Annotated in this window: 10 protein-coding genes; 5 read left to right on the forward strand and 5 right to left on the reverse strand. The window is 56.0% G+C overall.

Annotated features, from left to right (window positions below):
• The first annotated feature begins 3 nt into the window (after positions 1–3).
• Genes WG938_RS06380 through WG938_RS06400 form a run of 5 tightly spaced genes read left to right on the forward strand, consistent with a single transcriptional unit; the run spans position 4 to position 6,633 of the window.
• Positions 4–1,389 carry a DEAD/DEAH box helicase gene (locus WG938_RS06380; protein WP_339978617.1) on the forward strand — a complete coding sequence of 462 codons (1,386 nt, stop codon included), beginning with the start codon at positions 4–6 and terminating at the stop codon, positions 1,387–1,389.
• A gap of 44 nt (positions 1,390–1,433) precedes the next feature.
• Positions 1,434–2,819 carry a hemolysin family protein gene (locus WG938_RS06385; protein ID WP_339978619.1) on the forward strand — a complete coding sequence of 462 codons (1,386 nt, stop codon included), beginning with the start codon at positions 1,434–1,436 and terminating at the stop codon, positions 2,817–2,819.
• Positions 2,816–4,048, forward strand: a complete 1,233-nt coding sequence (locus WG938_RS06390; protein WP_339978621.1) for a hemolysin family protein — start codon at positions 2,816–2,818, stop codon at positions 4,046–4,048. The genes WG938_RS06385 and WG938_RS06390 overlap by 4 nt, the downstream gene beginning before the upstream one ends.
• Positions 4,049–4,071: 23 nt before the next feature.
• Entirely contained in the window at positions 4,072–4,947 is an 876-nt protein-coding gene (locus WG938_RS06395) for a 3-methyladenine DNA glycosylase (RefSeq protein WP_339978623.1), read from the forward strand.
• 57 nt (positions 4,948–5,004) lie between these two features.
• On the forward strand, positions 5,005–6,633 hold the full coding sequence (locus WG938_RS06400; protein WP_339978625.1) for a hypothetical protein: 1,629 nt from the start codon (positions 5,005–5,007) through the stop codon (positions 6,631–6,633).
• A gap of 80 nt (positions 6,634–6,713) precedes the next feature.
• Here WG938_RS06400 and WG938_RS06405 read toward each other — a convergent pair whose 3' ends face one another.
• The 5 genes from WG938_RS06405 to secA2 all read right to left on the reverse strand — a co-directional run bounded on the left by WG938_RS06405 (position 6,714) and on the right by secA2 (position 11,978).
• Positions 6,714–7,211, reverse strand: a complete 498-nt coding sequence (locus tag WG938_RS06405) for a MerR family transcriptional regulator (RefSeq protein ID WP_339978873.1) — start codon at positions 7,209–7,211, stop codon at positions 6,714–6,716.
• Positions 7,212–7,570: 359 nt separating this feature from the next.
• Positions 7,571–8,128 carry a bifunctional nuclease family protein gene (locus WG938_RS06410; RefSeq protein ID WP_339978627.1) on the reverse strand — a complete coding sequence of 186 codons (558 nt, stop codon included), beginning with the start codon at positions 8,126–8,128 and terminating at the stop codon, positions 7,571–7,573.
• 21 nt (positions 8,129–8,149) lie between these two features.
• Entirely contained in the window at positions 8,150–8,926 is a 777-nt protein-coding gene (gene ftsR, locus WG938_RS06415; protein ID WP_339978629.1) for a transcriptional regulator FtsR, read from the reverse strand.
• Positions 8,927–9,051: 125 nt separating this feature from the next.
• Positions 9,052–9,486 carry an oxoglutarate dehydrogenase inhibitor Odhl gene (odhI, locus tag WG938_RS06420; RefSeq protein WP_339978631.1) on the reverse strand — a complete coding sequence of 145 codons (435 nt, stop codon included), beginning with the start codon at positions 9,484–9,486 and terminating at the stop codon, positions 9,052–9,054.
• 215 nt (positions 9,487–9,701) lie between these two features.
• Positions 9,702–11,978, reverse strand: coding sequence for an accessory Sec system translocase SecA2 (gene secA2, locus WG938_RS06425; protein ID WP_339978633.1), 2,277 nt, complete (start codon positions 11,976–11,978; stop codon positions 9,702–9,704).
• Positions 11,979–12,009 lie beyond the last annotated feature (31 nt).

A 12,009-nucleotide genomic window follows, 5' to 3' on the forward strand; every position in this document is an offset into this window, starting at 1 on the left:
TTCATGCCAGACTTTGCAACGCTAGGTGTTGCCGACCCGCTCATCCGTGCCCTACGGGGAATGCGGGTCACTTCGCCGACTCCGATTCAGTCCCTCGTCATTCCGGATGCTCTTGCTCGCCGGGATGTCATGGCGCAGGCACCCACGGGTTCCGGTAAGACAATCGGTTTCGGCGTCCCTTTGGTTCAGCTGCTATCCGGTGGTGCTTCCAAACCTGGTCGGCCACGAGCAATCGTGCTCTCCCCGACTCGTGAATTGGCAGACCAGATCGCCGACGTTTTGGCTGATCTGGGCACCAGTTTCGGGCTTCGTGTGTTGTCACTGGTCGGTGGTGACAATGTCCGCAAACAACAAACGCTGCTCGCTGCTCCCGTTGACATCGCCGTTGCCACTCCAGGTCGCGCCCATGACCTGAAGCGACGTGGTTTGCTGCATTTCGACGATGTGCGCATCGCCGTCGTCGACGAAGCTGACCAACTCGCGCATTTAGGCTTCTTCGCAGATGTCTTGGGCTTGTTGCGAGCATGTCCGCATGATGCGCAACGGCTCTTATTTTCCGCGACGCTTGACGATGCAGATGAGCCGGAAGCATCGGAGGCGCTCGTCGCAAAGCGTAAGCACCGTGACCAAGGTGAGCATACAGTTGCGGATCTGATGGAGGGGCGAGATCCGTCGGTTCATCGGACGGAGACATCTGTGGTGTCGGTGGATGCGATGCATCATGTGTTGTTGCGTGTGCGGGATAACGAGCAAGCGGATGCCGTGATTCCGTGGATTGCGTCTCGTAAGGGACAGTGCGTGATTTTTGCCAACTCGAAGGCGCGTGCGGTGTCGATGTTTGAGGCTCTCGCTTATTACGACATTGATGTCGACGTGTTGCATGGTGATCGCGGGCAGACTGCACGCCGGAAGGTGCTCGCAGATTTTACGGCAGGTACGACAAGGGTCTTGATTGCGACGGATGTTGCAGCTCGAGGTATCGATATTGATTCGCTCGAGCTTGTTGTTCATGCCGATCCGCCATTGGATTCCGCAACCTATGTGCATCGATCCGGTCGTACTGCGCGTGCAGGAAAGACCGGCACGGTTGCGATGATCGTTCGTGACAGGCAGTACGAGCAAGCGAAGAACATGCTGGCTGGGGCCGGCGTCACTGCTATCGAGGTGCTGGGAACACCTCACAATGACGAGTTCATGCATTGCACAGGTGCTCGGAAACCTCGGGTTGCGGCACGCTTCCAGGAACGAGACCGCGACGAGGCAGGATCGCGCACACCTGGTAACCGAGGCGCGTTTGGTCGTGGCCGAGGCTCCGGCGGGCGCAGCGGTGTCGGTTCCAGGCAACATCGCCCAAAGCGAACAAAGCGATCTGGCAAAAAGGGCCGTTAGTGCGAGCTATTTCCTGCTAGAAGAAGTAAGATAACGGCCTAATCATGGAAATATTGCTTAACGTCATTGCAGTTCTGGGTTTCATAGCCTTGACTGCGGGTACGGGTCTCTTTGTTGCGTTCGAATTCGCACTCACGGGTCTCGAACGCTCCACCATCGAAGCCGATGTAACCAAGCGGGGTGACGGCCAGGCAAAATCCGTGCAAGATGCGCATAATCGCCTGTCGTATCACCTGTCCGGCGCGCAGCTCGGCATCACATTAACCACTCTGGCCACTGGTTTTCTGGCCGAGCCCATTCTGTCCAAGTACTTCACCCCCATGCTGGAGTGGGCTGGACTTTCTGAGTCCGCAGCGACTTCGACTGCACTTATTATGGCGCTGATTGTGGCCACCGCGTTGTCAATGATTTACGGCGAGCTGGTGCCAAAGAATCTGGCCATCACCAAGCCGCTGCCTGTCGCCCGGACAACCGCACGCCCAGTGATGTGGTTTAACTGGGGTTTCTACCTTTTCATTCAGGCGATGAATGCCACGGCCAATTGGTTGGTCAGCAAGTTGGGTATAAAGCCTGCCGACGAGCTGGCGTCGGCACGCTCCCCTCAAGAATTGGAAGCACTCGTCCGCAATTCGGCGCAGGCCGGTGCGATGGAAAAACCGAAGGCGCAGATGCTGGAAAGCTCGTTGCGTTTCGGTGAAACGTCCGCAGAGGATTTGATGACGCCTCGTTCGACGATTCTGTCGCTCGATGCCTCGTCCACTGTCACGGATCTATTGAAGCTGTCGCTCGAGTCTGGTCGCTCGCGGTTCCCGGTTACCGACGGGGATTTGGACGCAACAATTGGTGTTGTGCACGTCAAGGACGTGTTCACTGTGCCAACTGACAAGCGCGATACGACGACCATGCGTGAATTGGCTCGCAAGGTACCAGTCCTGCCGCAGTCTCTCGACGGTGATGCTGTTCTTGAGGCAGTTCGTTCGGCGGGTTCACAGGTGGCTCTCGTTGCCGATGAGTACGGCGGTACTGCGGGCATCGTGTCCATCGAGGATGTCGTTGAAGAAATCCTTGGTGAGGTGTGGGACGAGTACGACGATGTCGAGGCAGAACAGGAAGTTCGCCGAGATATCGAAGGCTGGGACTGCTCGGGTCTTACTCGCGTCGATGACCTACCGGCAAAGGTTGGCTACTTCGCTCCAGACGGCTCGTGGGAAACCTTGGGTGGCGTGATCATGTATGCACTCGGACGAATTCCTACAGAAGGCGACATCGTCTTATTACCGGAAACTGACCGCGATGCGATGGACGAGTTTGAATCCGGTTTGCATGGCAGGTGGTATGCACGAATTTTGTCCATGGACGGCCGTCGCGTAGATCGCGCACTACTCATCCCAATTACCAACGAACGTGCAAAGGAGATGTTTGACCGATGAGTAGTGACTTATTTGGCATCCTCCTCACGTTTGTATTGCTGGCTTTCAACGCTTTCTTCGTCGGCGCAGAATTCGCCTTGATTGCTGCCCGACGGGACCGCTTGGATGCTTTGCTCTCTCAGGGCAAGAAGCGTGCCAAGACTGTCATCGAGGCTTCTGAGCATTTGTCGATGATGCTTGCCGCTGCGCAATTAGGCATCACCATCGCCTCTCTCCTGCTCGGTAAGGTGTCGGAGCCCGCGATCGCGCACCTCTTAGAGGGGCCGTTCGATTCGATGGGGGTTCCTGATTCCCTCCAGCACCCCATTTCTTTCGCTATCGCGCTGCTATTGGTCTCGATTCTCCATATCGTTCTAGGCGAAATGGTGCCGAAGAACATCGCTCTCGCCGGCCCTGAAACCATGGCCATGTGGCTTGTTCCTGCGCACATGATGTTCTACCGCATGACCAAGCCGCTGCTGCTGTTTTTCAACTGGATTGCTCGCCACACGCTTGCCCTATTCGGTGTCGAGCAGAAAGACGAACTCGATTCAACCGTTGACTCTGTCGCACTTGCGTCGATGATCGCTGAATCACGCCAAGAAGGACTTCTTGACGACGAAGAGCACCGTCGCCTTAACCGCGCCTTGCGCTCGAGTAGCCGAAGTATTCGTGAAGTCTTGATCGTGTCTAAGGACGTCCGCACGGTCCCTGCGCATCCAACCGTCGGCGACTTGGAGCGGAGGGTGTCCGAAACCGGCTTTTCTCGTTTCCCAGTCCAGTATGAGGGCGTCCCTGACCAGCGTGGGTGGCGTGGTTATATTCACGTCAAGGATGTATTGGATCGCGTGCTTGATGCCGATTCAGGCCCAGCTACGAAGATCCCTGATCACGAGATCCGCCCACTGATTACCGTTGATGCTGACGGCGCGATCGATACCACGTTGCGTGAGATGCGACGAAAGCGCGCTCACATGGCGCAGGCCGTCGCTGATGGCCAGGTGCTCGGCGTCGTGATGTTGGAAGATCTCATTGAGGAGTACATTGGCGTGGTACACGACTGGACTCATGAAGTTCGTGACCCCGCTGATTCTGCTACTTCGCCAAGTACTAAACGGGTGGCTGGGCACCCAGTCACAGCGTCAGCTACCGCAGCGAAAGCTGCCCAGGCAAAAACCGCTGCTGTACGCGCGGCCACTGCACGAGCAGCGAAGTCGTCAACGCGTCAGATGCCGAAGCCAAAGCCGTGATCTCCGCGACTCCCCCACGCCCCATGACAACACTTCTCTCCCGCCCCGAATGGCTTGAGGCTCACGACAACCACGTTCGTCGCGTTGAAGCGCTCACCGCTGATCACTTGGCGCGACGTTCCCGCAACGAACGACACCCAGTGTGGGATTTCCTCTTCGACTACTACCCCGTTACACCTGGTCAGCTGAAGCACTGGTCACCAGGAGTTGGGGTAATGCTTGACGACGTCCGCGACAGCGACGTAGCTCCCAATGGCTCTCTCGGCCACGTGAAGTTCCTAAGTATCAGCAACAGGCGGGCGGAGTTGGATAAAGACGCGTTCGTCGCAAAGCGAGGCGAGTCTGCGAAGTACATCCAGAACTTATTGCAGCGGACGGCGAGCAATCCAGCGCAGTTCGATTGCTTTGGACTGCATGAATGGGCGATGGTGTATCGCACTGAACAACCTCGGCATCCAGAACCTTTGAGGTTGGGATCGGCGGGGACGAATGACGTTGTCGATACGCATTCTGTGAAGTGCACACATTACGATGCTTTTCGCTTTTTCACCGAGAAAGCTCGTCCATTGAATCGTTTTCAGCCAGTGCGAGCTAGTCAGCCCGAGTGCGAACAATCGGGTTGTTTGCATGCAAATATGGACTTGTACAAGTGGGCTACAAAACTTGCCCCTATTATTCCGGGCGAATTATGGCTAGATTCATTTGAGTTGGCTAAAGCTGTACGCCAACTAGACATGGAAGCCTCACCGTATGACCTGCGGGACTGGGGCTTCGTGCCGGTACCAATTGAAACTCCTGAAGGTAAGGCAGAATACGTCACTCGACAACGACAATTGTCGGAGCGTGCTGGGGTAATCCGTTCTCAGATTGTTCAGCATATTTCTTCGGTGTTCGACTAATCTTTAAACGTTCATTCTTTGTCGATACCCTAAGGGGGATAAGGAGTTCGCTCGTCAATGGGCAAGCACTCGAATGGCAAGCAGAATTACCGCATTGCCAAAGGCCCACTTTTTGGTGGCCTCGCGGTCATTCTTGTTATCGCTATTGGTGTTAGCTGGGCAACTATCGGTAAGGACAAGCTCGAGCAAGAACGCGCGCTTCGAGCACAATGCTCTCAGGGCGATATGTCTCTCATCGTCACTACCGACCCAGCGTTTGTGGGACAGGCGCAGAGCTTAGTACAGGCATATGGCGAGTCGCGCCCGGTGGTGCGTGATCACTGCATTCGCCCACAAATTATGGTCACCGGATCTGCCGAGGTTGTCGATGCCATTGCGGCTAATGCCCCCGTTCCCGGCGTATGGATTCCCGCTGACGACTCCTTCGTCAATGACGCTAAGCAGGCAGGAACGCTTGCTATCGAGATGCATCAGGCAAGACTGATGCCTGAAGCAGTCGGAATTGCAATGTCCAAGAGTAAGGCACGCAAATCCCGGTCCACGGTCACGTGGGGCGATTTATCGACCAAAAACCTCGCTACCCCTGGCGGTGGCGATGCAGTCACATCCGCAGTGGCAAACTCACACCTGACCTCGGATACCGATATGCAGGAATTCCTCTCCAAGGTGCACGAACGAGCCTACAAGGGTGGCGAATACACGTCAGATTCCCTGATGCAACAAATCTCCAGTGGTAGCACTGATATCGAGGGCGTTCCCGCAACTTCGTCCATGATGCAGATGGCAGGCAACGGACTAGAGCTAATCACGCCGGAAGGGTCAAAGCAGCTCTCCGCTCCGATTGTGACCTTCGGATCTGGCGGCATGATGGACGAGCTCACATCCCGAGCTGGTGCTGATTTCGCCTCTTTCGCCGAAAGGCATGGGGCGGACGGAGAAAAGTCACACGGCGCAACTGTTGCAGGTTCGGTCAAGCAAGCGGTGACAGCACTGAACCTCATTGAAACCAACCCGATGGCAATTGCGCCTGGACAAACTGGTGGTACGTCATTCGGCGCAGCTGAAACGCCAGGCTCAACGCTGGTTCTCCTCGATGCATCCGAAAGCGTTGACCTCGGCGCGGTCACCGCTGCATTGCGACCAGCCTTGGACAAGGCCGTCGAAAAGCCAACACAGGCCGACGCACCATCATCGCTGCGGCGAGTTGCGGTATGGAACTATTCGTCCCCACAGACTGATGGCATCTACACTGGCGTCCGCCAGAACGTCCTCTTTGAGGAATCGGCATCCGACGGCCTCGCGGAGTCGCACGAAACCATCAACCACCTTGTACCTATTGGTGACGCATGGTTGTGGCGTTCGTTGAAAACCGCTTACGACTACGCAGTGCAAAACCATGTCCCAGAGGTAACCAACCGGGTCGTCCTTATTACCTCGGGCAAGGACAGCACTGGAGATAACGCAACCGATGCTTTGTCCGCGATCTCGCAGATGCAAAATGCTGCTCACCCGGTGCGAATCGACGTGGTCTTGCTTAACGACGACCCGACTGGTGGCAAGCTTTCCACGGTTGCTCAACAAACCGGAGGGACAGTTACCCAGGTGACAAGCGCTGCCGAAGCTGGCGCTGAAGGCAAAGATACGTTGGAAAACGCCATTGCCAAGGCTATGGGTGTGAAGAACTAAGAAATCCCCCGGAGGGAGCAATCCGGGGGAATTTTTCTATTTGCGGTTCGAAGCGTAGGGAGCCAACCACGTGTGGCTTACTAGCCGATACGGCGACGACGGCGTGCTGCCAACTCGTCTTCCGGCGCCTCGTTCGCTTCGGCATCGATGCGCTCGGATGGGAACGCCGCGATAGAACCGGTGAGTTCCTTCATGATGCCCGGGACTGCAATACCGAACACACCCTGACCACCGTTGAGGAGGTCAATAACTTCTTCATTGGAACGGCACTGGTACACAGTGCGACCGTCGGACACCAGGGTGATGTTTGCGAGGTCATCGACACCAAGATCACGAAGCTTCTCAACTGCGAGACGAATATTCTGCAGCGAAATGCCGGTATCCAGGAGGCCACGGACGATCTTCAGAACCAAGATGTCGCGGAACGAGTAGAGGCGCTGAGTACCAGAACCCTTTGCACCACGAATAGAGGGGACGACCAACTTCGTGCGAGCCCAGTAGTCGAGCTGACGGTAGGTGATTCCCGCCACCTGACATGCGATTGGCACACGGTACCCGACTTCTTCATCAGGACCCATGTCGAACAGAGAATCCTGCACTACACGTTCGCCTGACTCTTGATTATCAAGTCCGAGTTCCAATGGCTCGTGGCCGAAATGGTCACTCATATAAATACTCCCCTGGTAGTTCCACTGCCGTCATTCATCTTTCGCTAAGGGTAGAACTCTGTCAACAGGATTTCGCCCGACACACCGCATCCCTAAACCTAAAGTTGAGGTTTAGGGTGCGGAAATACCAAAAGCCCAGCTCAGATAACTGTAGCCAGGCTTTTTGCTTTTCGACGACACCGACACTCCCCACCACCGTTTGGGGGTGAAATTAAGAATTCCGGGTGAAACTTGCACCACAAGCGTCTTGTTAAATCACATCAGTAACATTAACTCTCGTCAGATTTAGGGTCCGCATCCGGCGCCGTGAAGTCAGTGGCATCAATACCCTCGAGGAACGCAGCGAAGTCCTTTAACGACTCCTCTACTTCCTCATCGACAGATTCGCCCTCACCCAGTACGTCGTCAAGCAGACGCGAGGCAGGGACCGATACGGAATCGACGACTTCGCGAGCAATAAACAAAGGGGCATCGGCGAGATCACACACGATGATCATGTCTGAAGGGCGGATATCCAGCGTCATGCCATTGGCGAGCTGAAGTTCACCCATGAACACGCCTTCAAAACAGGAAGTAATAGTGCCCTGCTGGATGGAGGTTCCGAGAATATCGACGGTGTCCGCCAGAACCTCGTGAATTCCAGGTCGGTTTTGCGTCATGCTGGCATCGCGGGCAGCGAAATTGGCAGCATCGGCAGCACCAATCCAGATGGGAATGACTCGATTGCCCTCTTCAGAATGCACCAAGAGCACAGGATGTTCTTCTGGCCCATGAACCATCAAGCCACGAACGGTTACTTCGACAAATTCGTTAGTGAATTCAGACATAGTCACTTTTATATGCGCGAGCTAGCGGCCCAGATCTTTATTGACCTGATGCTTAACCAAAGTGCCGTGCAGAGTGACCAGCAGTGCAGTCATCTCACGGGCCATTTCTTCCGCCTTCTGACGCCCCTTGCCACCCTTCGACTTCGCCAATGGCTGAGCTGCCTGTGCAACAAGGTCCGCCTCGCGGGTTGCAGCTGTGCGCACCGTCTTCAAATGGCGAGCATCAAGACCGAAGTCACGCAGCTTCGCGGCCGTCTCTGCAATCAGCAGTGCATCGCCATCGAAGCAGTTCATCGTGTCAGGCTTGACCAACCCAGCGGTGATCAGAGAATCAAGGAAAGACTCGTCAATCCCCGACCTATCGCACAATTCAGATCGAGACAACGTAACTACTGCGGACTCACGGAACTGATCTGCAGTAACCAGTGGAGTTACAGATGCCAGCCCTTCACCAGCGGCGTTGCCCTGGTCGATTTCGTCGAGCTGCTCTTTAATGACTTTCAACGGCAGGTAATTGTCACGCTGGACAGTCAGGATGTACCGCAAGCGGTCGACGTCAGCACGTGCAAAGCGACGGTATCCTGATGCACTTCGCGACGGTGAAATCAGGCCCTCAGATTCCAGGAAGCGGATCTTAGACACTGTGACATCCGGGAACTCCTGCTTGAGTTCATTGAGAACAGCGCCGATTGACATCTTGCCCGTCGTGCGTGCGCGCGACGAAGCGCCCTGTGCACCATTCGCGCTTTCCGCGGAATTCGTGCCCGGGTTTGGTGCTGATGCTGGAACCGCTGCCACAGTATTCGAATCTTCCTGCTTAAACCTGATCAAACTGCCATATGAAAGGCAGTCGAACAGGTTCTTCCCGACGACTGCCTAAAAGGTAGGACCTAGAAAAATCTAGTCTCCCACCGAGAGGAAATCTAGTTGCCCTTGGACGCGGTAAGGAACACCAGGCGGAACTTGCCAATCTGAACCTCATCGCCATTAGACAAAGCAGCGGAGTTCTTAGGCTCACGATTAACGTACGTGCCGTTCAGCGATCCCACGTCAACGACCTCGAAGCCAGCATCGCCCTTACGGAACTCAGCGTGGCGACGAGAAACCGTCACGTCATCCAAGAAAATATCGCTATCTGGGTGGCGACCAGCGGTGGTCACTGGCTGATCGAGAAGGAAGCGGGATCCAGCGTTCGGGCCACGCTTAACAACGAGCAGTGCCGAGCCTTCAGGCAAACCTTCAATGCCAGCTACTGCAGGATCCTGACCAGCGCTGGTTTCCATTTCCTTAAGCAGATCTGCGCGGAAGACCGAAGTGGTCTCCACAGATGCTTCCGGCTTGCCGGTGCTGTTAGTCATATTTGTTCCTCCGGACAATCGTGAACGAAATCTGGATCGATTTCCTAACCTCTGTCTAAATCATAGCGTTGACCGTCACACCGCGGGAGTGTGAACGCGACGGACTACAACGAAACAGCAGGTACTTACCTAAGAATAGTCGATTTTAGATGTAGCTGTTACCTAAACCACTGCCACACGACGACTTCATTGCCGTCGTCTAGCGATCCTTGACACTACCGAAACATCGCCGCTACGGATCCCATCACGCCACCGCTATTGGACAACGGGTTGTCATTGACCATGTATGTCCATGTTGCGCTCGGCCGTCCCATGCCTTCCGCTTCTAGGTCCACCCCATCGGCGGTGATGGGCACTTCACAGAAGGTCTGGGCAGCCTTGTCGACGGCTCCCGCAGCCAACCCCTTGAATGCGGCGATTGCAGCCCTGTGGAACTCGTCGATAGGGCTTTCCTTGGCCAGTGCGCGAAGGTGTACAGACTCACGCAGATCGTTCAAATCAGCCAAGTGATCAGACCACCCACGGTCGAGGTGAGCCAAAGCGATCTCCCGGGCAGCTTCAATCGCGGTTTCTTCCGGGACCGTTCGGAGAATCTCCTCAGCACGATCCGGTTCACGCTCGGACAATTCAGTCCACGCTAGGTCCGTCGTCAACAGACGTTCCCGACGCTCGTCCAAAATGTCTCGTTGATCGCCGATCAACTTGTTGTATTTCCACGTCGTAGCGTGAATAGACAGCATGGTTGACTCCGTGACCCGTTGCGCATGCTCCACAAAGTACGCAGCCTTCGCATCCACAATCCGACCGTCCTTGTCCGGGACCACCATCAACTCTTCTCCGGCTCCACCTTCGAGGACGAGGTCGTCGTCAAGAGCAACAAAGAAGACGGAGGAACCAGGATCGCCCTGGCGCCCGGCGCGGCCACGTAGCTGGCCGTCGAGACGAGCGGTTCGGTGCCTGCCAAGACCAATGACTCGCAGACCTCCGAGTTCGACAACGCGATCGCGTTTCGACTCATCGGAACCACCTAGACGAATATCCGTGCCTCGACCTGCCATCTGTGTGGATACGGTCACATTTCCCGGCGCACCCGCGTCAGCGATGATGGAAGCTTCAACTTCGTCATTCTTGGCGTTCAGAACTTCGACATCGAGACCTTGGAGGACCAGCGCATCGGCAAGTCGCTCGGACTCCGCGACATCGCGCGTACCCACCAGGACTGGTTGTCCAGTCGCTTGGACTCGGAGAATTTCGTCGATGATGGCCTCGAAAGCGTCCTCGCTGGTGGCATAAATGCGGTCCGGCTCATCATCGCGAATACACGGTTCATTGGGTTCGACGACAGAAACTCGTAAACCATAGAATTCGCGGAACTGATCGCCAGCCGCGACAGCAGTACCTGTCATGCCACACTTAATTTCGTAGCGACCAACCAGCTGCTGAATAGTCAGAGAATCGAGGACACGACCCCCCTCGGAAACCACGAGTCCTTCCTTCGCTTCGACGGCTGCCTGCAGGCCGTCAGGCCACCGCTGCAAATCCGCGACTCGCCCACGAGACGCATCGACCAACTGGACCTTGCCGTCGCGAACAATGTAGTCGACATCGCGTTGCAGCAATTCGCGAGCATGCAAGGCGACGTTGACCTGCACGAGGGTGGTGCCGATGTGCTCTTCGTCGTAAAGCGATTCGATGCCCAGGAGACGTTCGACTCGCTTTGCTCCAGAATCGGTGAGAAAGGCGTTCCGGTGCCCTTCGTCCACCGTGTAGTCCTTATTCTTTTCCAGCCTGCGGACGATATCGGTGATGCGCCCCGCAGGAGCTTCACCCGGCGCTGAACCAGCAAGCACGAGTGGGACGAGTGCTTCGTCAACGAGCACGGAGTCCGCTTCGTCGATGATTGCGACGTCGGCTGGTTGCTGCACACGCTGGGCAACATCGGTGGCACAGCGGTCGCGCAACACATCGAAGCCCAGCTCGTTGACTGCCACATACACAACGTCGGCTGCATACGCTTGACGACGCTGCTCCGGGCCATCTTGCTCCCCAATCGCTGCCGATGACAGATCGAGGAACTCGAAGATTGGCCCCATCCAGCCGGCATCGCGACCGGCAAGATAGGAGTTCACAGTAATCGAGTGAACGCGGTGACCACGTAGCGCAAATCCGGCGGCAGCAAGCGCACCTGACAAGGTCTTGCCCTCACCTGTTGCCATCTGAACAACATCGCCTTCGATGAGACGAAGCGCGCCTTGCAATTGCACATCAAATGGCCGCATACCAATGGCGCGTTCCGACACTTCACGAAGTGCCGCCAGCAGCTCCGGGGCATTGTCCTTGTTATCGCGGGCAAACTGGGCAAGCGCGACGTCGTCAAGTCCGGAGAGCTCAGGGACTAAATCGTTGGCCTTCTGAACAAGGGAGACGCTGCGTTTCTGGTCACGGCTCTGCTTACCGCCGAGGGCCTTCCAGAACCAATTCATCCTTGCCACGGTTAACCTCTTTCTCGTGCTGACGTGCGCC

The sequence above is a fragment of the Corynebacterium sp. H113 genome (assembly GCF_037572315.1).
In the GTDB taxonomy this organism is placed as follows: domain Bacteria; phylum Actinomycetota; class Actinomycetes; order Mycobacteriales; family Mycobacteriaceae; genus Corynebacterium.